The 24,948-nt window shown below is 71.4% G+C and carries 19 protein-coding genes; 12 read left to right on the plus strand and 7 right to left on the minus strand.

Annotated elements, in window-relative coordinates; genetic code table 11:
* Positions 1 to 64: 64 nt before the first annotated feature.
* Positions 65 to 2,767, minus strand: a complete 2,703-nt coding sequence (locus ACZ31C_RS13935; RefSeq protein WP_465795588.1) for an MGH1-like glycoside hydrolase domain-containing protein — start codon at positions 2,765 to 2,767, stop codon at positions 65 to 67.
* Positions 2,768 to 2,809: 42 nt separating this feature from the next.
* On the opposite strand from ACZ31C_RS13935, the gene ACZ31C_RS13940 reads away from it, so the two are divergent.
* The gene (locus ACZ31C_RS13940; protein ID WP_465795589.1) at positions 2,810 to 4,744 is read left to right on the plus strand and encodes an amylo-alpha-1,6-glucosidase; all 1,935 of its coding nucleotides are present in this window, start codon (positions 2,810 to 2,812) and stop codon (positions 4,742 to 4,744) included.
* 76 nt (positions 4,745 to 4,820) lie between these two features.
* Here the strand turns inward: ACZ31C_RS13940 and ACZ31C_RS13945 are convergent, their stop codons facing one another.
* Positions 4,821 to 6,734 (minus strand): Xaa-Pro dipeptidyl-peptidase, encoded by a 1,914-nt coding sequence (locus tag ACZ31C_RS13945; protein ID WP_465795590.1) that lies wholly within the window; start codon positions 6,732 to 6,734, stop codon positions 4,821 to 4,823.
* 367 nt (positions 6,735 to 7,101) lie between these two features.
* Here ACZ31C_RS13945 and ACZ31C_RS13950 point away from each other — a divergent pair, with 367 nt between their 5' ends.
* The 3 genes from ACZ31C_RS13950 to ACZ31C_RS13960 all read left to right on the plus strand — a co-directional run bounded on the left by ACZ31C_RS13950 (position 7,102) and on the right by ACZ31C_RS13960 (position 11,006).
* Positions 7,102 to 8,418 carry a glycosyltransferase family 4 protein gene (locus tag ACZ31C_RS13950; RefSeq protein WP_465795591.1) on the plus strand — a complete coding sequence of 439 codons (1,317 nt, stop codon included), beginning with the start codon at positions 7,102 to 7,104 and terminating at the stop codon, positions 8,416 to 8,418.
* Between the two features lie 95 nt (positions 8,419 to 8,513).
* Positions 8,514 to 10,328 carry a serine/threonine-protein kinase gene (locus tag ACZ31C_RS13955; protein ID WP_465795592.1) on the plus strand — a complete coding sequence of 605 codons (1,815 nt, stop codon included), beginning with the start codon at positions 8,514 to 8,516 and terminating at the stop codon, positions 10,326 to 10,328.
* A 90-nt stretch (positions 10,329 to 10,418) separates the two neighbouring features.
* Positions 10,419 to 11,006, plus strand: coding sequence for a DUF1707 SHOCT-like domain-containing protein (locus ACZ31C_RS13960; protein ID WP_465795593.1), 588 nt, complete (start codon positions 10,419 to 10,421; stop codon positions 11,004 to 11,006).
* Here ACZ31C_RS13960 and ACZ31C_RS13965 read toward each other — a convergent pair whose 3' ends face one another.
* From ACZ31C_RS13965 to ACZ31C_RS13980, 4 genes are all read right to left on the minus strand, one after another.
* Positions 11,007 to 12,395 carry a TolB family protein gene (locus ACZ31C_RS13965; RefSeq protein WP_465795594.1) on the minus strand — a complete coding sequence of 463 codons (1,389 nt, stop codon included), beginning with the start codon at positions 12,393 to 12,395 and terminating at the stop codon, positions 11,007 to 11,009. It abuts the gene before it with no gap.
* Positions 12,392 to 12,895: a SigE family RNA polymerase sigma factor gene (locus ACZ31C_RS13970; protein ID WP_465795595.1), complete on the minus strand. Its 504-nt coding sequence runs from the start codon at positions 12,893 to 12,895 to the stop codon at positions 12,392 to 12,394. The genes ACZ31C_RS13965 and ACZ31C_RS13970 overlap by 4 nt, the downstream gene beginning before the upstream one ends.
* Before the next feature lie 69 nt (positions 12,896 to 12,964).
* Complete coding sequence (locus tag ACZ31C_RS13975) at positions 12,965 to 13,468, minus strand: DinB family protein (protein WP_465795596.1); 504 nt, start codon at positions 13,466 to 13,468, stop codon at positions 12,965 to 12,967.
* Positions 13,469 to 13,473: 5 nt separating this feature from the next.
* Positions 13,474 to 14,151, minus strand: coding sequence for an SAM-dependent methyltransferase (locus ACZ31C_RS13980; protein ID WP_465795597.1), 678 nt, complete (start codon positions 14,149 to 14,151; stop codon positions 13,474 to 13,476).
* A 127-nt stretch (positions 14,152 to 14,278) separates the two neighbouring features.
* On the opposite strand from ACZ31C_RS13980, the gene ACZ31C_RS13985 reads away from it, so the two are divergent.
* From ACZ31C_RS13985 to ACZ31C_RS14020, 8 genes are all read left to right on the plus strand, one after another.
* The gene (locus ACZ31C_RS13985) at positions 14,279 to 14,860 is read left to right on the plus strand and encodes a helix-turn-helix domain-containing protein (protein ID WP_465795598.1); all 582 of its coding nucleotides are present in this window, start codon (positions 14,279 to 14,281) and stop codon (positions 14,858 to 14,860) included.
* Positions 14,861 to 15,106: 246 nt separating this feature from the next.
* A complete protein-coding gene (locus tag ACZ31C_RS13990; RefSeq protein ID WP_350700646.1) occupies positions 15,107 to 15,916 on the plus strand; it encodes a metal-dependent hydrolase in 810 nt (269 codons plus the stop codon).
* Between the two features lie 412 nt (positions 15,917 to 16,328).
* Positions 16,329 to 17,426: a LacI family DNA-binding transcriptional regulator gene (locus ACZ31C_RS13995; RefSeq protein WP_465795942.1), complete on the plus strand. Its 1,098-nt coding sequence runs from the start codon at positions 16,329 to 16,331 to the stop codon at positions 17,424 to 17,426.
* 36 nt (positions 17,427 to 17,462) lie between these two features.
* Positions 17,463 to 18,758 carry an ABC transporter substrate-binding protein gene (locus ACZ31C_RS14000; RefSeq protein ID WP_465795599.1) on the plus strand — a complete coding sequence of 432 codons (1,296 nt, stop codon included), beginning with the start codon at positions 17,463 to 17,465 and terminating at the stop codon, positions 18,756 to 18,758.
* 70 nt (positions 18,759 to 18,828) lie between these two features.
* Positions 18,829 to 19,800 (plus strand): carbohydrate ABC transporter permease, encoded by a 972-nt coding sequence (locus ACZ31C_RS14005; protein WP_465795600.1) that lies wholly within the window; start codon positions 18,829 to 18,831, stop codon positions 19,798 to 19,800.
* Entirely contained in the window at positions 19,800 to 20,684 is an 885-nt protein-coding gene (locus ACZ31C_RS14010) for a carbohydrate ABC transporter permease (protein WP_449948712.1), read from the plus strand. The genes ACZ31C_RS14005 and ACZ31C_RS14010 overlap by 1 nt, the downstream gene beginning before the upstream one ends.
* Positions 20,681 to 22,912 (plus strand): alpha-xylosidase, encoded by a 2,232-nt coding sequence (yicI, locus tag ACZ31C_RS14015; RefSeq protein WP_465795601.1) that lies wholly within the window; start codon positions 20,681 to 20,683, stop codon positions 22,910 to 22,912. The genes ACZ31C_RS14010 and yicI overlap by 4 nt, the downstream gene beginning before the upstream one ends.
* Positions 22,909 to 24,309 carry a GH1 family beta-glucosidase gene (locus ACZ31C_RS14020; RefSeq protein WP_465795602.1) on the plus strand — a complete coding sequence of 467 codons (1,401 nt, stop codon included), beginning with the start codon at positions 22,909 to 22,911 and terminating at the stop codon, positions 24,307 to 24,309. The genes yicI and ACZ31C_RS14020 overlap by 4 nt, the downstream gene beginning before the upstream one ends.
* Before the next feature lie 10 nt (positions 24,310 to 24,319).
* Here ACZ31C_RS14020 and ACZ31C_RS14025 read toward each other — a convergent pair whose 3' ends face one another.
* The gene (locus ACZ31C_RS14025; RefSeq protein ID WP_131053206.1) at positions 24,320 to 24,913 is read right to left on the minus strand and encodes a nucleotidyltransferase family protein; all 594 of its coding nucleotides are present in this window, start codon (positions 24,911 to 24,913) and stop codon (positions 24,320 to 24,322) included.
* Between the last annotated feature and the right edge of the window lie 35 nt (positions 24,914 to 24,948).

The raw sequence follows: 24,948 nt of genomic DNA on the forward strand, positions 1-24,948 counted from the left end.
GAGGGTAGTCGCGGTGCCGCCCGGTGGATCCCTCGCGACGGAATGGCGACTCTGACCCGGCCGGTCAGCGCCGCAGCGTGAGGATGAGGTCGGCGACCAGCGCCGACCAGCCGGTCTGGTGCCAGGCACCGAGCCCGGCGCCGTTGTCGCCGTGGAAGTACTCCGGGAAGGCGATCAGGTCCCGCCAGTCCGGATGGGTCTGGAACAACTGCGCCGCGCCGTAGATCGGCCGCCGCCCCCAGTCGTCGCGGGTGAACAACGCGATCAGCCGGGCGGAGAGATCGTCGGCGATCTCGTCCAGGGTCTTCTTCACCCCGGAGCGCGTCGGGTACTCCACCTGGAGGTCCTCACCGAAGAACGCCGCGTAGTCGCGCAGCGCGCTGATCAGCAGGAAGTTCGTCGGCATCCAGATCGGGCCACGCCAGTTGGAGTTGCCGCCGAACAGCCCACTCGTCGACTCGGCCGGCTCGTAACCGACGCAGAACTCCTGCCCACCCAGGGTCACCGCGAACGGCTTGTCCAGATGCGCCCGCGACAACGTCCGCAGGCCGTACTCGGAGAGGAACTCGTCGGTGTCCAGCATCCGGGCGAGCACCCGGACCACCTGCTCCGGACCGCACATGGACAGCAGCCGCTGCTGCCGCCCGTCCGGGCCGATGCGTCGGGCGCCGACCACCGAGGCGTACTCGGGGCGGTTGGTCAGGAACCAGCGCAACCGGGCACCCAGTTCCGGCAGCCGGTGCAGGGTCCGCGCGGGCAGCCGGGTGACCGCCGCCAGCGGCAGCAACCCCACCACCGAACGCACCTTCAACGGCACCTTCGTCCCGTCGGCCAGCCGCAGCACGTCGTAGAAGAACGCGTCCTCGTCGTCCCAGAGCCCCTGGTCGTACGCGGCCGCGGCGATGTAGGTGAAGTGCTCGAAGAACTTCGTCGCGGTGTCCACCCAGGTGCGGTCGTGCTCGGCCAGCACGATGGCGATGTCCAGCAGGTTGAGCGCGTACATCGCCATCCAGCCGGTGCCGTCGGACTGCTCCAGCACCCCGGCCACCGGCAACGCCGCCGACCGGTCGAACGGGCCGACGTTGTCCAACCCGAGGAAGCCGCCCTCGAAGACGTTGTTGCCGCCGGTGTCCTTGCGGTTGACCCACCAGGTGAAGTTCATCAGCAGCTTGTGCATCATCCGGGCCAGGAAGTCGTGGTCCCGGCTGCCGTCGATCTCGAACACCTTCAACGCCGCCCAGGCGTGCACCGGCGGGTTGACGTCGCCGAACGCCCACTCGTACGCCGGAATCTGCCCGTTGGGGTGCAGGTACCACTCGCGCAGCAGGAGCAGCAGCTGGTCCTTGGCGAAGCCGGGGTCCACCCGCGCGATGCTCACGCAGTGGAAGGCCAGGTCCCAGGCCGCGTACCAGGGGTACTCCCACGGGTCCGGCATGGAGATCACGTCGAAGCTGGTCATGTGCCACCAGGCACTGTTACGGCCGTGTCGGCGCCCGGCCGGCGGCGACGATCCCGGATCGCCCTCCAACCACCGTTTGACGTCGAAGTGGTAGAACTGCTTGCCCCACATCAGCCCGGCGATGGCCTGCCGGGCGATCAACGCCTCGTCGGCGCTGGCATTGGCCGGGATCACCCCGTCGAAGAACCGGTTCGCCTCCGCCCGCCGCGCCCACACCACGGCCTCGAAGCCGTCGCCCAGGTCCGCCGGAGGCGAGTCGACGGCACCGGGCGGCGGGGCCGTACGCGTCAGCCGCAGCCGGATCTGACGCTGCCCACCCGCCGGCACGTCCAGCACGTAGTGCAGCGCGCCCTTGGTGCCGGTCAGCTCCGGGTTCACCGTCTCGGCCCCGTCGACCACGTGGTCGTTGATGCCGTCCTTCGGGTACGGCGTCCGGCTCGGCAGCCCCCACAGCCGCTCGGCGTTGGTGTCGTTGTCGCAGAGCAGCGGGGTCGGGTCGCCGTCGCCTTCGAGCCGGACCTGCCCGAGCACCCAGTGCTCACCGACGAGCCGGGCACCCTCCCCGACGATCTGCGGCACCCGGTCACCGCCGGGCAGTCCCCAGGCCCAGGTGTTGCGGAACCACAGGTGCGGCAGGACGTGCAGCCGCTCGGCCCGGTCCCCCCGGTTGACCACGGTCACCACCATGCACAGATCCGTCGGGGTGGCCTTGGCGAAGTCGACGGTCACCGCCCAGTACCGGTCGTCGTCGAAGATGCCGGTGTCGACCAGCTCGTACTCGGTGTCGTCCCGTCCGCGCAGCCCGTTGACCGCGACCAGCTCGTCGTACGGGAAGGCGGCCTGCGGGTAGTGGTAGCGCCAGCGCATCCACGAATGGGTGGGCGTGGAGTCCTCGTACCACCAGTAGTCCTTGACGTCCTCGCCGTGGTTGCCGCCGTCCCCGCCGAGACCGAACATCCGTTCCTTGAGGATCGGATCCCGCTCGTTCCACAGCGCGAGGGCGAAACAGAAGGTCTGTCGGTCGTCGCACACGCCCGCCATGCCGTCCTCGGACCACCGGTAGGCTCGGGACCGCGCGTGGTCATGGGGGAAATAGTCCCAGGCTGTGCCGTGCTCGCTGTAGTCCTCCCGTACCGTCCCCCACGCCCGCTCGGACAGATAGGGACCCCATGCACGCCAGTCCTGCTCGCCGGCATCGGCCTGGGCGAGCCGGACCCGTTCCGCGTCGGGGGCCGGGGCGGAGGACGAACCGTCAGTGATCACCTTTACATCTTCGACGCCGCTGGGGTACTTCACCACAGCGGCCATTGTCGTCGTGTCGTGTTACACCTCGCCGCCGGTGGAGGAAAGTTGATCGAGATTCGCTTCGGCTCGCAGGTCTGCGGAGAGCTGACCAGCGCCGCCGGCCGCGAGTGGTTGGTGCCCGACGGCCTCGGCGGGTACGCCATGGGCACCGTCGGCGGGCTGCGTACCCGCCGGTACCACGGGCTACTGGTAGCGCCCGGAGACACCCCGGCCGCCCGCAAGGTGGGGCTGGTCAGCCTCGACCCGGCGGTGCTGCTGCCCTCCGGCGCCCGGGTCCGCCTCGGCGCGCACGAGTGGGTCTCCGGCGACGTCGACCCGCGCGGCTTCGAGCTGCTGGAGCGCTTCGACCTGGCCGACGGGCTGCCCCGGTGGCGGTGGCGCATCGGTGACGTGGTGATCGAGCGGGAGCTGGCCATGCTGCACGGCCGCTCCTGCGTCGCGGTGGTGCACCGGTTGATCAGCGGCGGGCCGGTCGAGCTGGAACTGGCGGCGGCCTGCACCTGGCGCGACGCCCACGGCGAGCGGCGCGCCGACGGTCCGCCGCTGCGGATGGACCCGGTCGACGGCGGCGCGGTCATCGAGGGCTCGTACCGGCTGTCCGGGCCCGGCTGGTCCCCGCAGGGCCACTGGTGGCGGGGCGTCTACCACCGTGAGGAGGCCGCGCGCGGCCTGCACCCGGAGGAGGACCTCTGGTACGCGGGCCAGTTCCGCGACACCCTGCGCCACCCCGGCGACACCGTGTCGGTGCTGGCCTGGGCACAGGACGCGGCTCCGACGCCGCCACCGGCCACCGAGGTGGTCGCGGCGGCCCGTCGCCGCAACCGGGAGGTCGTCGCGTCGACCAAGCCCGCCGACGACGTCGAGGCCACCCTGGCGCTGGCCGCCGACGCGTTCATCGTGCGCACCACCGACACACCCGTGGACGTGGTCGCCGGCTACCCGTGGTTCGGCGCCTGGTCGCGGGACACGATGATCTCCTACGAGGGCCTGTTCCTGCGGACCGGCTGGGCCGATCGCGGGCGTGAGCTGCTGCGCGCGTACGCGGCGACGCTCTCCGAGGGGATGCTGGCCAACACCGCCGACACCGGCCGGGTCGAGTACAACACCGTCGACGGCACGCTGTGGTTCCTGCACGCGGTCAGCCGACACGTCACCGTCACCGGCGACACCGACCTCGGCGACGAACTGCTACCGGCGCTGCGCGGCGTCGTCGACGCCCACCTGGCCGGCACCCGCTACGGCATCGCCGTCGACCCGGCCGACGGGCTGCTCACCTCCGGCGCCCCCGGTGCCGCGCTGACCTGGATGGACGCCCGCGTCTACGGGGTACCGGTCACCCCGCGCCACGGCAAGCCGGTCGAGGTCAACGCGCTGTGGATCAACGGGGTGGCCGGGGTCGCCGAGCTGGCCGACCTGGCCGGGCAGGACTCCGACGGGCTGCACCGACTGCACGAACGGGCAGCCAAGGCGTTCCGGGACCGCTTCCCCACCCCGTCCGGCTGGCTGCACGACGTGGTCGACGCCCCCGCCCCGGCGTACCCGCTCGGTGGCGCGGCCTTCCACGACGACGACCTGCTCCGACCCAACCAGCTCCTGGCCTGGTCGTTGCCGTTCGCGCCGCTGGAGGCGGACCCGCGCGCGGTCGGCCTGGTCGGTGCCGGGCTGCTCACCCCGCTCGGCCCGCGCAGCCTCTCCCCCGACTGCCCCGGCTTCATCGGCCGGCACCGGGGCGGACCGGCCGAGCGGGACAGCGCCTACCACCAGGGCACCGTCTGGCCGTGGCTGATCGGCCCGTACGCCGACGCCAGCCGACGCGCCGGTCTGCCCGTCGACACGCTGTTCACCGGGTTGGAGGCGCACCTGACCGAGTACGGCCTCGGGTCGGTCAGCGAGACCGCCGACGGCCGGGCCCCGCACATCGCCACCGGCTGCCCGTTCCAGGCATGGTCGGTCGCGGAGTTGCTGCGCGCCCGCCGGTGACCCGGGTGGTGGGGCACCCGCACGGGCGCCCCACCACGTCAGCCCAGGCCCACCGGGTCAGCCCAGGAACACCGGCTCAGCCCAGGCCCGCCGCCACGGCGGCCGGACGGCCACCGACCACCGGCAGGGTGATCCGGGTGCTGTCGAAGTGCACGGTGATCTGCGCCCGGGTCTGCTTGGCCCGGCTGCTGTAGCCGGAGTAGGAGCCGAGCAACACCACCCCGATCTGGTGGCCGGTCTCGAAGACGTAGTCCTCCGGCATCAGCGGCACGTTCACGCCGTACTTCGCGCCCGGCACCAGCGGCGTCGACACGTACAGCGAGTCGAGGTTCAGCCCGTCCACGACGCCCTTGGTCACCAACTCCTGCGGGTTGCTCGCCACGGTCTTGACGGTCTGCCGGTAGCAGCCCTCCTCCGCGTACCCGCCGAAGGTGGCCGCCTCGCCCCAACAGTCCTCGGTGCTGCGGGTCTGGATGCCGTCGCCGCTGGTGCTGAACCGCTCCCGGGTGCCGTAGTCGACCAGCAGCCCGGCGAAGCTGGTGTCCGTACCGTCGACCGACGCCTTGATCCGCACGATCGGCGTACCGGAGATGTGCAGCGGCGCCGTCAGCGGCGCGGAGAGGAACACCAGGCGGTTCTCGGTGTTGGCCGACGAATCCGACGGGTGCCGGATCGCGGTGGCCTGACTCATCGTCGGGGTGTCCCGGAACGTCGCCGAACGGTTGCCGGGGCCTGAGCGCACCGACAGCCCACCAGGGCCACCGTCGGTGCCGGGTCGCAGGAACACCTGGGTGGGTCGGCTGGCCGGCAGCGGCCAGTCGGCGTGCGTCTCCCAGACGTCCGGCAGTCGCTCGACGTCGACCGCCGGCTCCCGCATGATCCCGTTGTCGATGCCGTGCAACCAGAAGTCGAACCAGCGGTGCAGGGTCCGCACCCACTCGGCGCGGCGGAAGTCGAACGGGTCGATGTGCCCGGTGCCGGTCAGCCAGAGCTTGCGCGGCACGTTCTGCTCGGCCAGCGCGTACCACCACTTGCTGAAGTGGTCCGCCCGGACGTTGTCGTCGTTGATGCCGTGCACCACGAAGACACTGGCTTTGACCTGACCCGCGTGCGGCAGGTAGTCCCGTTCCGCCCAGAAGTCGTTGTAGTCGCCGGTGGCGTCGTCGCCGCCCTGGCCGAGCTGGGTCCGCACCGGGGCGCAGTACTGCCGCCGGTCCGGGTTGGTGACGTTGTTGGCCAGGCTGCCCGAGTAGTTGTTGGCCCGGGTCACCAGCCCGTTGCTGCGCGAGTAGTCGTACCAGTTGGAGATCGCCGAGATGGGCACGATGGTGGTCAGCCCGTCGACGCCGGTCGCGGCGGCCGCGTTGGCCAGCGTCCCGTCGTACGACTTGCCGATCATGCCGGTCCGGCCGTTGTGCCAGTCGGCGACGACCTCGTTGCCCTCGGCGTCGACGCCCTTGCGGCGGCCGTTGAGCCAGTCGATACCGGTCGGCGCGCTGATGTTGTCCGCCCGCCCGCCGGTCACCGGGCAGCCGGTCGAGTTGTTGGTGCCGATCATGTCCAGCAGGATCACCGCGTAGCCGCGCGGGACGAAGTAGTTGTCGTAGAACAGCGGCCAGCGGTCGTTGAGCCCGTCGCCGTCCAGGTCCGCCTTGCACTCGCTGTCGTTGCCCCGGCAGACCGTCGAGAAGTACGGGCTGGCGTCCATCACCACCGGCACCCGCAGGCCCTGCTCACTGGCCCGGGGCCGGATGATGTCCATCGCCACGACGTCGAGCGCGCCGTCGGCGTCGGTGTCGACGTCGGAGGTCACGAAGATCCGTTCGCGGATCGCGTCGGCGTACCCGAACACCGGCTGGGTGACGCCGTCCGCGACGACCGGTCCCGGACCGGCGGACACCGGCTGCGCCGTCGCCGGGGTCACCGGCAGGACGGCCGCGATCACCGCGACCGCCACCGCCGGAACCCACCATCGCCTCGTGGTTCGCATCCTGCTTCTCCTTCCCGGCACCCGACGTCGACCGCCGCACACCGGAGCTGGTGGGCGGACCCAGGGCCCGTCGGTACACCGTCCGAATAGAACCTACGAAGCCGGACGTGGCAGGTCATCCGACACCTGTGGGACATACCGACGATCGACTCCTACGAATGTCGCAGAAGCGCGGGGCGCGACCCCACCGCACCCGGGCGACCCGGCCGCCGCGCACCCGCCCGCAGCCCTTTACACCACCGCAACGGCTACGTCTCCGCTGGTTATCCAGCCCCGACCAGGATGGGTCCCGATCCAGCCGCGACACCGACAGGCCCGCCGGGGGGCCTGATGCCGGCCGCGCGGGGACAACTCCAAGGGGGCGCGTATGTCACCGAACGCCGACGTGATCGACATCAACGCCGCACGCTCGCAGCGGGTGCTGATCCTGTCCTGGGAGTACCCACCCGTCCTCGTCGGCGGACTCGGCCGCCACGTGCATGCCCTCTCCGTCGCCCTGGCCGCCGCCGGCCACCAGGTCACCGTCGTCACCCGCCACGCCGACGGCGCGCCGCTGGAGGAACACGTCGACGGCGTACGCGTCGTGCGCGCCGCCGAGGACCCGGTCACCTTCCCCCTGGCCACCGGCTCCCTGCTGGCCTGGACGATGGCGTTCAACCACACCCTCACCCGCGCCGCCCTGCGCGCCGCCGACACCGACGACTACGACGTCGTCCACGCCCACGACTGGCTGGTCGCGCACACCGCGATCACCGTCGCCGAACACCTGGACCTGCCGCTGGTCACCACCATCCACGCCACCGAAGCGGGCCGGCACCAGGGCTGGCTGCCCGAGGAGATGAACCGCACCATCCACGGCGTCGAGCACTGGCTCAGCAACGCCTCCACCCGGCTGATCGCCTGCTCCGGCTACATGCGCGAGCAGATCACCACGCTGTTCGACGTCCCCGCCGGCCACGTCGACGTGGTCCCCAACGGCGTCGACGACCGGGCCTGGCGGGCCCGCCCCCGCGCGGTCGCCACCGCCCGCGCCCGCTTTGCCGGAGACGGCCCACTCGTCGGGTACGCCGGCCGGCTGGTCTACGAGAAGGGCGTGCAGCACCTGGTCGACGCCGTACCCGAACTGCGGGAACGGCACCCCGGGCTGCGGGTGCTGATCGCCGGAGACGGCCCCTACCGGGGCGAGTTGGAGGAGCGCATCGGGCAGCACGGGCTCGGCGGCACCGTCCGCTTCACCGGCTTCCTGGACAACACCCAGCTCCCGGCGGTGCTCGGCGCCACCGACGCCACCGTCGTCCCCAGCCTCTACGAACCCTTCGGCATGGTCGCGTTGGAAGCCGCGGCGGCCGGCGCACCCCTGGCGGTGGCCCGCACCGGCGGCCTGGCCGAGATCGTCGAGCCAGGCGTCACCGGCGTGACCTTCCCGCACAGCGACCCGTCGGCACTGGCCGGCGCGGTCGGCCGACTCCTCGGCGACGAGGTCTTCGCCCGCCGAGTCGCCCGAGCGGCCCGCACCATGGTCGGCCGGCGGTACGGCTGGGCCACCATCGCCGCCCGCACCGCCGAGACCTACGCCGTCGCCCGCCGCGAACATGGGCCCACGCACTCCCGACACCCCGCCGTCGACCCGTCGCCGCGCCGCCGCACCATCACCATCCCCGACGGCAACCTGCTGGCCGTGTGAGGGGCCGCCTGCCGACCGTCGAGACACGCGCACGCGAAATAGGTGATCCCCGATCCGCTGGCTAATGTGTACGCCGGACGGTGGATGGGGGACACGTGCGAGCGTTGATCGCCGGCCGGTACCGACTGCTCGACCTGGTCGGTCGCGGCGGGATGGGCACCGTGTGGCGGGCCGACGACGAACTGCTGCACCGGCAGGTCGCCGTCAAGCAGGTCGTCCTGCCCGCCCGGCTCGGCGGTGACGAACTCGACCACCTGCGCGCCCGTACGCTCCGCGAGGCCCGCACCGCCGCCCGGCTCAACCACCCCAACGTGGTCCGCGTCTACGACGTGGTCTCCGACGGCGGCACACCGTGGATCGTCATGGAGTACGTGCCCTCACGCACCCTCCAGGACGTCCTCGACACCGACGGACCACTGCCCCCGCAGCGCGCCGCCCGCATCGGCCTCGCCCTGCTCGACGCGCTGCGGGCCGCACACGAGGCCAGCGTCCTGCACCGCGACGTCAAGCCCGCCAACGTGCTCCTCGCTCACGACGGCCGGGTGCTGCTGACCGACTTTGGGCTGGCCGTCTTCGACGGCGACGGGGCGATGACCGGCGCGGGCACCATCCTCGGCTCTCCGCAGTACGTCGCTCCCGAACGCGCCGCCGAGGGCGTGTCCAGCGCGCCGGCCGACCTCTGGTCGTTGGGCGCCACCCTCTACGCGGCCGTCGAGGGCCGCTCACCGTACGCCCGCAGCACCGCCATGGCCACCCTCAGCGCGCTGGCCTCCGCGCCACCGGACCCGGCCCGGCACGCCGGACCGCTCTCGGCGGTCCTGGCCGGGCTGCTGCGCCGCGACCCCGCGCACCGCGCCGACCACCCCGAGACCCGCCGCCGACTGCTCGCCGCCGCCGGCCCCGACGAGACCCCACCGCAGACCGGTGACGAGACCGCTCTCCTACCCACCGAACCGGACTCCCTCGGCCCCACCTCGCACGACCCCGCATCCGGACGCCGAGCCGACGAGCGGGCGGACGGTGACCGGGCCGCTCCCACGACCGAGAAGCGGGACGCCGCTCCCGACGACCGGGACGACCTGCCGGACGAGCCCGCCCCCCTCGAACTACCGACTCGCGCGGGCGACCCGAACCGTGAGCGGAGTGCGGTGGCGCGGCCCTGGGCGCTCGCCGCCGTCGCCGTCCTGGTGGCGATGGCCGCCGGCATCGGCACCGCGCTGACCGTGGTGGGCACCGGCGACGACCACCCGGACGCTCCTCACAGGGCCACCGAATCGTGGCCCGGGACGGCCCCCTACGAGGCCGGCGGCCCGGACCCGGGACCGGGCGGGCCGGGTCCGCGCGACGGACGACGTCCGCCTCCACCGCCACCGGGCGGGCTGGTACCCCCGCCGTTGCCCTGCGTGCGGCCCTGGGTCGACGGCGGGCCGATCGAGACGGCCGCCCCGGCGACCGACGACGAGACGTTCCGGCCGCCGACCGGCTGGGCCTGGCACACCGACCGCAGCGGCTTCCGGGTGGCCGTACCAGAGCAGTGGCGGTACTCCCGCGACGACGACGTGGCCTGCTTCCAGGATCCGGCGACCGGACGCGCGCTCACCGTCGCCCGGACCAGCGACACCAGCCTCGGTCCGGTGGCGCGGTTGCGCGCGGTCCGGGACCGCGAGCTTGCCGCCGGCACCCTTCCCGGATATCAGGAGTTCCGGCTCGGCCGGATGGGCGACGCCACCGCGTGGGAGTTCGGCTGGCTCACCCCGCACGGCGACCGGCTCCGCGCCACGCAGATCGTGCCGGACGGGCGGACCCGGGACCGCGCCTGGACGCTCGGCTGGATCACCCACGAGTACGACTGGGAGCCCTCGACCGCCCAGTTCGCCACCATCCGCTCCGGCTTCCGCCCCCGCCGCTGACTGCCCGGCGTCCGGGTCACCGGCTGTCCTGGAGGATCGACGGAGGCGGGGTGGGGTGGCCCGGTGCGCCACGCCGCTAGGCTCGGGGGCGTGGAACGGGAACGGCACGACGACACTGACCGGCTGCGAGTCTCCGACCGGGAGCGGGAGGAGGTCGTGGAAGTGCTCGGCAAGGCGGTGACCGAAGGCCGGATCACCCTCGACGAGTACACCGAGCGGGCCGGTGCCGCACACGCCTCGCAGACGCGGGGCGAGTTGGCCCGGCTGACCACCGACCTGCCGGATCACCCCGGCCGTAGCGTGCAGCCGGTGGGCGGGCACGCCCCGGCCCCGGAGAAGCTCCTGGCGGTCTTCGGCAGCGACGTCCGCAAGGGCGCCTGGGCGGCACCGGAACTGATCGAAGCACGGGCCGTCTTCGGTGACTGCCGGATCGAGTTGCACGAGGCCCAGCTCTCCGCCCGCGTGACCCGGATCGACGCGGACGCGATCTTCGGCAGCGTCGTCATCGTCGTGCCGGAGGGCACGGACGTACGGCTCACCGGCAGCGCGGTCTTCGGCGACAAGAAGTCGAAGCTGACCGGGCCGGTCACCCCCGGCAGCCCGGTGATCGAGGTGACCTGCCGGGCGATCTTCGGCGACGTGACCGTCCGGGCGCCCCGCAAACGCTGGTGGAGCTGATCACTTCCTGCTCGCTGCCGCCCGGGCCCGCCGGACCCGCCGGTCATCGAACCATAGCGCCAGCCCGACCCGGCCCCGATAGGCGGCGATCCCGCCCCAGACCAGGATGATCAGCCCCGTCCACCACCAGAACCGGCCGCCCACCCCACCGGGCGGACTCGCCTCCCGCACCCGACCGCTCTCGATCACACCGTCGGCCACGTCGATCGCGAGAATCTGATCCGGAGCGGTCAACACGGTACGCGGCTCGGCAGCACCTGGCGTCAGCGCGAGCACCCGAACGCCCCGCACGCTGCCGGACGAGGTGCGCTGGTCGATCTCCAGCGGCTGGTCGAACCGGGTGGGCGACAGCGGGTTCGGGGTGAAGCCCACGACCAGCGCGGACCCGTCCGGTCCCCAGCCGAGCAGGCGGATGGTGGTCACGTCGGAGACGGCCGGCAGGTCCAGCGCTACGGCGTCGCGGCCGGTCAGCGGGTCCACCCGCCGCAGGTGCCATTCACTGCTGTCCACGCGACGGGTGGCCAGGATCAGCCACCGACCGTCCGGCGTCCACGCTCCCTTGCCGGCCAACGTGGATTCGTAGGGCAGCGCGAACGACGACAGCCGCGTACCGTCCCGCGCGGCCACCCAGACCGTGTTGCCGACCTGGTAGGCGAGCCGGTCGCCGGCCGGCGTGAACGCGACCGGGTGAGCGAAGATCTGCTGTTGGGCCGCCTCGCGCACGCGGGTCCGCTCGCGCCCGTCGACCGAGACGATGCTGAGCACCGACCGCAGGCTCGACCGTTGCGCGTCGACGAACACGAGGTCCACCACGGCGATGTGCCGGCCGTCCGGTGCCCACCCCGCCGGGTACGCGAACGTCACGTGCTCCGAGGTGCTCTCCACGTGCCGGGTGCGACCGGTGACCAGGTCGATGACGTCGACACCCGGCCGCTCCGGATCGTCGGCGGACCGGGCGATGTACCGGCCGTCCGGGGACAGCAGCACCGTCTCGCCGGCCGGCGAATCGGCTCCCATCCGCAGGATCCGATAGCGGTCGGAATCGGCGCCGACCACGCCGATGGTCTCCTCCTCGTCACTCCGGTGCCCACTGAACAGGACGGACGCCGGGCCGAGGCGCGGTCGGTCGGTGACGTGCAGCGCACCGATCGGCGGGAGGCCGATCCGGTCCGGCAGCGCACCGGCGACCCCGTCGGCCGGGTCCACGCTCGGGGCCGGCCCCACCGGCGCCACTGTCACGGCCAGCGCGGCCAGCACCAGGATCACGACCGCCGCGCCCCGGTTCCGGCGTCGGGTGCGTCGTGCGGTGGCCAGCGCCCGCTCGTACACCGGGTAGACCGGCGCGTCCTCCGCCGTGTCCCGCAACGCCTCACGCAGTCGGCTGGTCACCGTGCACTCCTCTCGGCCGTGTCGTCGACCAGATCGGGGGCGATCTGCCGCAGCCGCCGCAACGCGTCATGGCCATGCCGCTTGACCGTGCCGACCGAACAACCCAACACCTCGGCGACCCGCGCCTCCGTCAGGTCCTCGTAGAACCGCAACACGATCACCACCCGCTGACGCGGAGTGAGCTGCCGCAACGCAGCTGCGAGGCTGAGACGCAACGCGCTTGCCTCAGCAGCATCACCGGACGACCGCTCCGGCGGCTGCGCCTCCAACCGCTCCACCAACCGACGCCGCCGCCACCACGACACCTGCTGGTGGTACATCACCCGACGCACGTACGCCTCCGGGTCACCATCGGCAACCCGCCGCCAATGCCGATACGTCCGCGCCAACGCCACCTGCAACAGATCCTCGGCAAGTTGGTGGTCCCCGGTCAGCAGATACGCCGTCCGCGACAACCCCGGCGAACGATGCACCACGAACTCGTGGAACGACTGGACCATGCCCACCCCCTCACCGCTCTAGAACGTCACAGGGCACACCGATGGTTGGGGTCGATGGTGACGGGCCGGTCAGCGGCCGGTGGATCCGTCGATCCGTTCGCGGAGGATGTCGGCGTGGCCGGCGTGCCGGCCGGTCTCCTCGATCATGTGCACCAGCACCCACCGCATCGACGGCGCCGGTCCGCGTCGAGGCGGTCGCGGGGCGGGATGGGACAGGTCCGGGCAGGCGTCGATGACCTGGTTGGCCCGCTCGACGGTGGCCCGGTATTCGGCGAGTACGCCCTCGACGGTGTCGTCGGCGGACGGCCGCATGGCCGCGCGCCAGTTGTCGACGGTCTCGCCGAGGAAGTAGAAGCGTTCGACGTGCGTGAGATGCGTGATCAACCCGAGGAGGTTGGTCCCCGAGGGCACCCCGGCCGTACGGACCTGCGGTTCGTCGACGCCGGCGACCTTGTCCGCTATCGAGGTACGCAGGTAGTCGAGGAAGCCTCGCAGGGTGGCCTTCTCGTCGGGGCCGGTCCAGGCCGGTCCGGTGTCCCGGGCGCGGGTTCGTCGTGGGCGGTCGGTCGACACGTCCGTCACTCCGTTCCGGTGGCACGTCGGATGAGCAGGACGTGGTCGATGACGGTCGCGACCTGACCGGCCGGTCCGGTCGCGCGACGACGGGGCGCATCGGCGCGCAGCACGGTCCAGTGCGCGGGGTCCAGTTCGAGGTCGGCGGCGACCTCGTGCGGGGTCGGGTGGTGGACGTCGGGGTCCTGGTTCCAGGACCAGGGGGCGGTGGAGCCGTGGTCGACGATCAGCAGGTGTCCGCCGGGGCGCAGGGCCCGTGCGGCGGTACGCAGGATCCGGCTGCGCAGCATCGCGAACGGCGTGTGGAAGTACTGGGCGGAGACGAGGTCGAACCGGCCGGCCGGGAAGCCGCTGGTCAGGTCGTGCCGTTCGGTGACGACCCGGTCGCCGAGGCCGAGCTCGCGGGCGCGGGCCCGGACCCGGTCGACGGCGGTGGCGGAGATGTCCACGGCCGTGACGTGCCACCCGTGGCGAGCCAACCAGAGGGTGTCGCCGCCGGCACCGCAGCCCAGGTCGAGGGCGTCGCCGGGACGCAGTGGCGTGGCGGTCTCGGCGAGCAGCGGGTTGGCCCGTCCGCCCCAGGTACGCCGGGAGCGGTAGTGCCGCTCCCAGAACCGAACGGCGTCGTCCGGCCCGTTCGGGTCCGATGCTTCGTGAGCGGTGCGTGCTCCGGTGGCGTCCATTGGTGCCCTTTCGTCAGGTCGGCGCGCCCGCGTCCGCCAGAGGACGATCGCGCGGTGCGGTGCCTCCAGCATCACCAGCACCGTTGCCCGGTTGCAATTTCTCTTGCGGATCCGCAATCATCGGGACATGGACGACTCTGCCGGGGACGTGTTGGCCGGTGTCGGGCCACGACTGCGGGCACTGCGCCGGGCGCGTCAGACCACGCTGGCAGCGCTGGCGAGCGAGACCGGCCTGACCGCGAGCACCCTGTCCCGCCTCGAGAACGGCAAGCTGCGCCCGACGCTGGAGCAACTGCTGCCGCTGGCGCGGGCGTACGGCGTACCGCTGGATGATCTGGTCGCGGCGCCGCCCACCGGCGATCCGCGCATCCACCTCCGGCCGATCCGGCACGCCGGGTTGGTGCTGGTGCCGCTGACCCGGCGGGCCGGCGGCGTCCAGGCGTACAAGGTGATCCATCCGCCGGCGGGACGGGCGCCGACGACGAAACCGCAGACCCACGAGGGATACGAGTGGTTCTACGTGCTCAACGGCACCGTCCGGTTCGTCCTCGGCGATCAGGAGTTCCGGCTCGGCGTCGGCGAGGCGGCCGAGTTCGACACCCGCATCCCGCACTGGATCGGCAGCGCCGACGAGCGGCCCGCGGAACTGCTCACGCTGTTCGGTCCGCAGGGAGAGCACGCCCACGTGACACCGGCGCACCGGACGTAGCCAACGACGTCCCGGAGACCGTACCGCCGGGTTACGACAGGTCGGCGGTACGCCGCGTCCCATGGCCGACACAAGCGGTTCGGTGAGCCCTTCGGCGCTGCCATACTCCCTGGTGGTCGGGCCGTTCCCCGGGCAGCGCCACCATGCTGTCCCTTGTGGAGGCCAACGGCGGTCCCCCTGCGGCGTGGCGGAGAACTACAGTGACGTAGTTTTGGCGCTCAAGATCCCTGGGGAGGGCGAGCCGAGATGATGGGTCCGTCGCACGCGCTGTCAGGCGCGGCGGTATGGCTGAGCGGGTCCTGGGCGCTCCAGCACTTCTACGACTACGAGCAGTCGCCGCTGGCGTTGGCCGTCGGTACCGCCGTCTGCGCCGGTGCCGCGCTGCTGCCGGACATCGACCTGTCCGGCAAGGTGACCCGCAACCGGGGCGGCGCGACCGTGGCCCGCACCTTCGGTGTCTTCTCGCTGTTCGTCGCCGAGGTGGTGGAGAAGATCTCGCTGGGCGTCTACTACGCCACCAAACTCAGCCGGGACCCGAAGCGCAACAACGGCCACCGGACGCTGACCCACACCATCCCGTTCACCGTGCTGGTCGGCTGGGGCACCACCACGCTGTGCGTCCAGTACGGCAAGTGGGCGGTCATCGGCATCCTGTTCTTCATGATCGGTCTGGCGCTGCGCGGCCTGTTCGACAAGTGGGCCGCGCGCGCCGGCTGGGTCATCGTCACGCTGGTCTCGGCCGGCGCCGCCGTGTTCACCGCCGTCAACCTGCCCGGTGACCGCGGCTATCCGATGATCGGGCTGGCGGTCGGGGTGGGCTCGTTCGTGCACATCCTCGGCGACATGATCACCCGAGCCGGCGTACCGATCCTGTGGCCGATTCCGATCAAACGGCGGATGTGGACACCGATCAGCCTGCCCGACAAGATCGCGATGCGGGCCGGTGGACGGACCGAGACCGTCTTCGTACGCACCGGGCTCATGGTGGTCTCGGCACTGGCCGCGCTGGGCCTGGTCGCCCCGTCGGTGCTGGAGAAGTTCCACCTCGACATCTGACCGCCTGCCTGCAACGAGAACCATCCAGCCCCCAGGCCACTTCTGCTCGGCCGAGGTTCCAACGCGAGATCTAGGACAGTTTCCGTTAGCTGATAACGGAAACTGTCCAAGATTCGGGCTGGACGCACCGCAGCACGCTTCTTGATCATGGAATGCCCGCACGGCTGGGGGGTGCACCGCCAGCAGCCGTCGATCATGGAGTAGTGGCTGAAGGATTGCCCCGACAGGTGGCATTTGTGAGCACCACACGTTCATGATCGGCGGGTAGGTGGGGTGCTGCGGCGGGCATCCGGGGCCTGGACGTCGGTTCGTCATGGGGTATTGACGTGGCTGTAACACGTGACCTACCTTCTGTCGAACCGCTTAGTCGAAGCGTTTCGACGGGCCCGTGTGGGGAGGTGCCGTGGCCACCATGCAGGACGTGGCGCGCCTCGCCCGGGTCTCGGTCAGCACCGTGTCGTACGTGCTCACCGGCACCCGCCCGATCTCCCAGGCGACCCGGGACAAGGTCCTCGCGGCGATGGCCGCGCTCGACTACCAGCCCAACGCCATGGCCCGCGGCCTGGCCAGCCGCCGCAGCCGCATCCTCGGCCTGCTGCTGCCGATGGACGAGCGGGGCCTCGGCGCCACCGAGACCGCCTTCGTCACCGGCGCGGCGGCCGCCGCCGGTGCGGCCGGCTACCACCTGGTGCTCTCCCCCATCGGCGTCGGCGACCTCGACGAGCTGCGTCGGCTGGCCAGCCAGCGGATGCTCGACGGCGCGCTGCTGATGGAGGTGCAGCTGCACGATCCCCGGGTGGACGTGCTGCGGGAGGTCGGCGTACCGCTGGTGCTCATCGGCCGCACCGCGGACACCACCGGTCTGTCCTACGTGGACATCGACTTCGCGCAGACCGTCCAGGACGCCGTCGCTCACCTGGTCGACCTCGGACACCGCCGGATCGTCTACGTCAACCACTCCGCCGACACCCTCGCCGAGGGCTACGGTCCGGCTCTGCGGACCCGGGACGCGTTCACCGTCGCGATGACCGGACACGGCCTGGAACCACTGATGATCCCCGCCGAGGACAGCGCCGCCGGGGGCCGGGCCGCACTGGACACCGCGCTGCGACAGGCACCCGACCTGACCGCGATCCTGGCGATGAACGAGAACGCCGTGTTCGGCCTGCTCGGCGAGCTGGCCATCCGGGGCCGCTCGGTCCCCGACGACGTCTCGGTCGTCTCGATGGTCACCTCACCTCAGGTCGCCGAACTGGCGACGCCCGCGCTGACCGCGATGAGCTCGCCCGGCTCCGCGGTGGGCCGGATCGCCATCGAGACGCTGCTGCGCCACGTCGACGGCGGTCGAGGCGAGATCCACCAGCAACTGCTGCCGTGCGCGCTGGAGGTCCGGGGTTCCAGCGCTCCGCCGCGCACGGCCGACACGAGTGACACGGGGGCCGGCGGCGACCAGCCGGCTCCGGACAGTGAAGCAGCCCGCCGTCGCGCTGCCACGCGACGACGGGCTTGAGGAGTACCGGCTCGATACTCAACAGGGAGACTAGCAATGCGACGATTCCGCAGCGTAGCCGTGGCGGCCACGGTGGCCGCGCTCACGGCGACGAGCCTGGCCGCCTGCGGCGGTGACGGGGACGACAGCGGGGCGAACGTCCTCAAGCTCTGGCACTACGAGAGCGCCAACAGCGCGATGGGCATCGCCTGGGACCGGGCCATCGAGATCTTCAAAGACGAACACCCCGGCGTCGAGGTGCGCTTCGAGCGCAAGGCGTTCGAGCAGATCCAGCAGAACGCCGGAATGATCATAAACTCGGCCGAGGGCCCCGACATCATGGAGTACAACAAGGGCAACGCCACCGCCGGGCTGCTCTCCTCGCAGGGCCTGCTCACCGACCTGACCGCCGAGGCCACCGAGCGCGGCTGGGACAAGGCGCTGAGCCCCAGCCTGCAGACCACCGCCCGGTACGACAAGGGCGTGATGGGCTCGGGCAACTGGTACGGCGTGCCCAATTACGGCGAGTACGTGATGGTCTACTACAACAAGGAACTCTTCACCGAGCACGGCGTCACCGTGCCGACGACGCTGGCCGAGATGACCACCGCGATGGACACCTTCGTCACCAAGGGCGTCACGCCGCTGGGCATGTCCGGCGCCGAGTACCCGGCCGGTCAGCTCTTCTACCAGCTCGCGCTCTCCCGTGCGGATCGCACCTTCGTGAACAACTACCAGCTCTACGCCAACCCGGTGGACTTCAAGGCCGACCCGCTCAGGTACGGCGCGGAGACCTTCGCCGAGTGGGTCGGCAAGGGCTACATCGCCAAGGACTCCGCCAGCCTCAAGGCCGAGGACATGGGCACCTCGTTCATCTCCGGCAAGGTCCCGATGATCGTCTCCGGCAGCTGGTGGTACGGCCGCTTCAAGAGCGAGATCTCCTACGACTGGGACAGCTTCCTCTTCCCCGGCAACACGATGCACGCCGGCTCCTCCGGCAACCTCTGGGTGGTCCCGGAGACCAGCAAGGCCAAGACCCTCGCTTACGACTTCATCGACATCACCATGCGGCCGGAGATCCAGGCGCTGATCGGCAACAACGGCGGCGTGCCGGTGGCCGGTGACCCGGCCGCGATCAGCGACGAGAAGGACCGCAAGCTGATCGAGAACTTCAACACCATCAGCGGCCAGGACGGCCTGGCCTTCTATCCGGACTGGCCGGTCCCCGGCTACTACGACGTGCTGGTCTCCGGCTTCCAGGGCCTGATCAACCAGTCCCGGTCGCCCGAGCAGGTCCTCGACGCGATCGCCAAGCCCTACCAGGACGGCGTCGCGGAGATCACGCGCGACTGAGCGGCGGCCGGGGCGGGCGTACCCGTCGGCGTCACCCGGTGACGCCCGCCCCACCCTGGAAGGACCTCCCATGGCAGTGCCCGACACCGTCGCTGCCCGCCCGGGGGCGACCACGTCTCCCCCGACGGGCAAGACCCCACGCCGCCCCCGACGCCCCGACGCCGGCTACTGGCTCTACCTGTTGCCCGGCGCCGTGCTGTTCCTGCTCGTCATCGGCGGCCCGCTGATCTACACCGGCTACCTCTCCCTGACCAAGTGGTCCGGCGTCGGCGACCCCAGCTTCATCGGCCTGGACAACTACCGCACCCTGCTCACCGACGACGTCTTCTGGACCTCGTTCAAGAACACCATCGCGATGATCGTCGCGATGGTGGTGCTGCCCACCCTGATCGGCCTGGTCCTGGCGGCCGTCCTGTTCGACACCATCGGACGCCGGTTCCGCCCGCGTACCGCCGCCGCCCTGCGGGCCGCCTTCTATCTGCCGCAGGTGCTGCCGGTCGTGGTGGCCGGCATCGTCTGGGGCTGGATCCTGCGACCCGACGGCGCGCTCAACGGGCTGCTCGACGCCATCGGGCTCGGCACGCTGAGCCACGACTGGCTCGGCGACCCGGACACCGCCCTGCCGATGGTGATGGCCGTGATGATCTGGGTGCAGCTCGGCTACCCGGTGGTCGTCTTCATGGCGGCGCTGGAACGGGTCAACCCCGAGCTGTACGAGGCGGCGGAGATCGACGGCGCCGGCTGGTGGCGACGGTTCCGCGCGATCACCCTCCCGCAGATCCGGCCGGAGACCTTCGTGGTCGGCCTGACCTGCACCATCGCCGCGATGAAGGTGTTCGGTCCGATCTATGCGCTGACCCGGGGCGGCCCGGAGAACGCCACCAACGTGCCCTCCTACTTCGCCTACTTCACCTTCTTCAAGCGGCTCAACGTCGGCTACGGCTCGGCGATCTCGATGGTGCTGACACTGATCATCGTCGTGGTGGCGGTGCTGTTCATCCGGGCGCAGAACCGCGCCGAACGCCGGGACGGAGGAATCTGATGGCCGTCACGCTCACCCCGCCCCGCGCCGGCGGCCGTACCCGCCGGGTGCCCGACCGGCACCACCGGGGCGTCACCCGCTGGATCGTGCTGGCCCTGGTCACCGTCGCCGCGCTGGTCATGCTGGTGCCGTTCGCGTTCATGCTGCTCAACGCGTTCAAGTCGCCCGGCGACTACTCGACCAACGGCCCGCTGAGCTGGCCGACCGAGTTCTACACCACCGGGCTGCGCACCTACTGGGAGCAGGTCGACTTCCCGGTCAAGCTGTGGAACTCGATCCTCATCTCCGGCTCCGTCGCGGTGCTCGCCGTGGTCGTCTCCCTGCTCAGCGCGTACGCGCTCGGCATCGGCCGGGTCCGCGGCCGGCTCTGGATCATCGGGCTGTTCCTGCTGGCCAACATGCTGCCGCAGGAGGCCCTGATCTATCCGCTCTACCACTTCGCCAAGGAGGCCGGGCTCTACAACACCCGCCTGGCGGTGATCATCATCTTCACCGTCATCCAGGCCGCCTTCGGCACGTACCTGCTCGCCTCCGTGCTCAGCACCTTCCCGCGCCCGCTGCTGGAGGCCGCCGCGCTCGACGGCGCCGGCAAGTGGCGGATCCTGTGGCGGGTGGTGCTGCCCAACGTCCGGCCCACCATCTCGGTGCTGCTGGTCTTCTTCTTCATCTGGACCTGGAACGAGTTCCTCATCCCCCTCGTCATGCTGATCGACAACCAGACCCAGACCATCCCGGTCGCGCTCGCCTCGTTGCAGGGCGACCGGCTGATGGACGCCCCCACCACCAATGCCGGCGCGCTGCTCAGCCTCCTCCCGGCGATCCTGTTCTTCCTCGTCTTCCAGCGCACCCTCGCGCGCGGCATCACGGCAGGAGCCGACAAGTGAAGTTCACCGACGGATACTGGCAGCTGCGTCCCGGGGTGAGCGTGCTGCGCCCCGGCACGGTCGAGTCGGTGGAGCCGGACGAGCGGTCCTTCACCGTCTTCGCCCCGATCGGCAGGATCACCGGACGCGGCGACACCCTGAACCGCCCGGTGGTCACCGTGCGGTTCTTCTCCCCCGCCCCCGGCGTGGTCGGGGTGACCGTCGGGCACCACTCCGGCGGGCTGCCCAAGCAGCCCCGCTTCGCCCTCGCCGACAGCGCCGCACACCCGGTGCAGGTGGAGGTCACCGGGCTCAGCGCGCGGCTGACCACCGGCGAGTTGACCGTGCGGGTGGCGCTGACCGGCCCGTGGCGGGTCGACTTCCTACGCGGCGACAAGCTGGTCACCTCGTCCACCGAACGCAGCATCGGCGTGGTCACCGACGCCGAGGGCCGCAAGTACGTGCACGACCGGCTCTCGCTCGGCGTCGGCGAGACGATCTACGGCCTGGGCGAGCGCTTCGGCGCGTACGTCAAGAACGGTCAGACCGTCGACATCTGGAACGCCGACGGCGGCACCGCCAGCGAGCAGGCGTACAAGAACGTGCCGTTCTATCTCAGCAGCGCCGGATACGGCGTGTTCGTGGACCACCCCGAGCACGTGTCGTTCGAGGTGGGCTCCGAGGTGGTGTCGCAGACCCAGTTCAGCGTGCCGGGGCAGTCGCTGACCTACCACGTGATCGACGGTCCCACCCCGAAGGACGTGCTGCGCCGCTACACCGCGCTGACCGGCCGCCCGGCCCGGGTGCCGGCCTGGTCGTACGGGCTGTGGCTGTCCACCTCGTTCACCACCTCCTACGACGAGAAGACGGTCACCGAGTTCATCGACGGGATGGCCGAGCGGGACCTGCCGCTGTCGGTGTTCCACTTCGACTGCTTCTGGATGCGGCAGTTCCACTGGGTGGACTTCATCTGGGACCCGGCGACCTTCCCCGACCCGGAGGGGATGCTGCGCCGACTGCACGAACGCGGCCTGAAGGTGTGCGTCTGGATCAACCCGTACATCGCCCAGCGGTCCTACCTGTTCGAGGAGGGCCGGCAGGCCGGCTACCTGGTCCGCAACCCGGACGGGTCGGTCTGGCAGTGGGACAAGTGGCAGGCCGGGATGGCGCTGGTCGACTTCACCAACCCGGACGCGGTCCGGTGGTACGCCGACAAGCTCAAGGTGCTGCTGGACATGGGCGTGGACTGCTTCAAGACCGACTTCGGCGAGCGGATCCCGACCGACGTGGTCTGGCACGACGGGGCCGACCCGCAGCGGATGCACAACTACTACTCCCACCTCTACAACAAGGCCGTCTTCGAGCTGTTGACCGCCGAACGCGGCGAGGGCGAGGCGGTCGTCTTCGCCCGCTCCGCCACGGCGGGCGGTCAGCAGTTCCCGGTGCACTGGGGTGGCGACTGCGAGTCCACCTTCGTGGCGATGGCCGAGTCGCTGCGCGGCGGCCTGTCGCTGGCCGCCTCGGGCTTCGGCTACTGGAGCCACGACATCGGCGGCTTCGAGGGCACGCCAGACCCGGCGGTGTTCAAGCGGTGGATCGCCTTCGGGCTGCTCTCCTCGCACTCGCGGCTGCACGGCTCCGGCTCGTACCGGGTGCCGTGGGCCTACGACGCCGAGGCGGTCGACGTGCTGCGCCGGTTCACCCGGCTCAAGATGTCGCTGATGCCGTACCTGGCGGCGGCGGCCGACGAGGCGCACCGCGAGGGCGTACCGGTGATGCGGCCGATGATCCTGGAGTTCCCGGACGACCCGACCGCCGCATACCTGGACCGGCAGTACATGCTCGGCCCGGACCTGCTGGTCGCCCCGGTGATGAGCGCCGACGGGCAGGTCACCTACTACGTGCCGGCCGGTATCTGGACCCATCTGACCAGCGGCGCGCAGGTCACCGGCCCGGGCTGGGTCACCGAGAAGCACGGCTTCGACAGCGTCCCGGTGCTGGCCCGGCCCGGATCGGTGATCCCGTTCGGGACGGTCACCGACCGGCCCGACTACCGCTGGGCGGACGACGTCACCCTGCGCCTGTACGCTCCGGCACCGGGCCAGCGGACCCGGGTACGCGTGCCCGCGCCCGACCGTGGGTCCGGCACGGAGTTCGAGGTGTACCACCGCGACGGGACGGCCACCGCCGAGGTGGTGGCGGGCGACTCGTCGGGGTACCGCTGCGAGGTCACGGAGGTGACGGAGTGAGTGATGTCGTGTTCCCTGAGGGCTTTGTCTGGGGGTCGGCCACGGCCGCGTACCAGATCGAGGGGGCTGCCCGGGTGGACGGCCGTGGACCGTCGATCTGGGACACCTACAGCCACACACCGGGACGCACCCTGAACGGGGACACCGGCGACGTCGCCGCCGACCACTACCACCGGTGGGAATCCGACCTGGACCACATCGCCGCGCTCGGGCTGGACGCGTACCGCTTCTCCATCGCCTGGCCCCGGGTGCAGCCCGGCGGCTCCGGCCCGGTCAACCAGGCCGGCGTGGACTTCTACTCCCGGCTGGTGGACGGGCTGCTGGAGCGCGGTGTCCAGCCGGTCGCCACGCTCTACCACTGGGACCTGCCGCAGGAGTTGGAGGACGCCGGCGGCTGGCCGGAGCGGGACACCGCGCTGCGCTTCGCCGACTACGCCACGGCGATCGTCGGGGCGCTCGGCGACCGGGTGCACACCTGGACCACGTTCAACGAGCCGTGGTGCTCGGCGTACCTCGGATACGCCTCCGGCGTGCACGCGCCGGGACGCACCGAACCGGAGGCGGCGCTGCGCGCCGTACACCACCTGAACCTGGCGCACGGTCTGGCCGGCCGGGTGATCCGCGACCTGGCTCCGGCGGCGCGGCTGTCGGTCACGCTGAACCTGCACGTGATCCGCCCGGCCTCGGACTCGGCGGCCGACGCCGACGCGGTACGCCGCACCGACGCGCTGGCCAACCGGGCCTTCCTCGGCCCGATGCTCGACGGCGCGTACCCGGCCGACCTGCTCGCCGACACGGCGGCGGTCACCGACTGGTCGTTCGTGCGCGACGGCGACGAGCGCACCGCGGCCGTCCCGCTCGACGTGCTCGGCGTCAACTACTACTCGACCACCCTGGTCCGCGCCTGGGACGGCGTCTCGGCCCGGTCGAGCGCGGACGGCCACGGCCGGTCGGCGCACTCCGCCTGGGTCGGCGCCGACCGGGTCGACTTCCTGCCCCAGCCGGGCCCGTACACGGCGATGGGCTGGAACATCGAGCCGGCCGGCCTGACCGAGTTGCTGCTGCGGCTGCACCGCGAGTACCCCGACCTGCCGCTGATGATCACCGAGAACGGCGCCGCCTTCGACGACGTGGTCTCGCCCGACGGCGCGGTGCACGACGACCGCCGCGTCGACTACCTGCGCCGGCACATCGCCGCCACCCACGACGCGATGGCGGCGGGCGCCGACGTGCGGGGCTACTTCGTCTGGTCGCTGCTGGACAACTTCGAGTGGGCGTACGGCTACGACCGCCGGTTCGGGATCATCCGCGTCGACTACGACACCCAGGAGCGCCTCTGGAAGGACAGCGCCCACTGGTACCAGCGGCTGGCGGCCGGCAACGTCCTGCCCGACTGAGCCCTCGGGGTCAGACGCCGACGCGCTGCTCGGGCACGGTCAGGCCGTACAGCGCCATCAGCTCGGGGGTGTCCACCCGACTGCCGTCGGCCACCGAGTCGCAGGCGATGTCGACGATCTGGTCCTTGTGCGCCAGCAGGTAGGGCCGGGCACCGACGTCGGCACTGGCCAGGGTGGCGATGCCCGGCCAGTGCCGACGGCCGAACAGCATCGGGTAGCCGCGCAGCCCGTTGTAGGTGGCGCAGACCAGCACGTCGGGAAAGGGCAGTGCGGTGACCCGACGGATCGCCTCGGCGGTCAGCCCGGGCATGTCGACCGGGACCACCACCGCCGCCTCCACCCGGTCGTCGTCGATGCCGGCCAGGCCGGCGCGGATGGACGAGCCGACACCGGTGCCCCACGCCCGGTTGACCACCACCGTGGCGTGGTCCAGGTGCGCGGTGTCGCGGACCTGGTCGGCGGCGGCCCCGAGGACGACGACGATCTGCCCGCAGCCCGCCTCCGTCAGCGTGTCGATCATCTGGTCGACCAGGGGTTTGTCGCCCTGGTGCAGCAGGGCTTCGGGGCCGCCGATGCGGCGGCCACCTCCCGCCGCGATGATCATTCCTGCGATCCGCTTCAGAACCGCGCTCCCTCCAG

This window comes from Micromonospora sp. NPDC023869 (assembly GCF_055559695.1).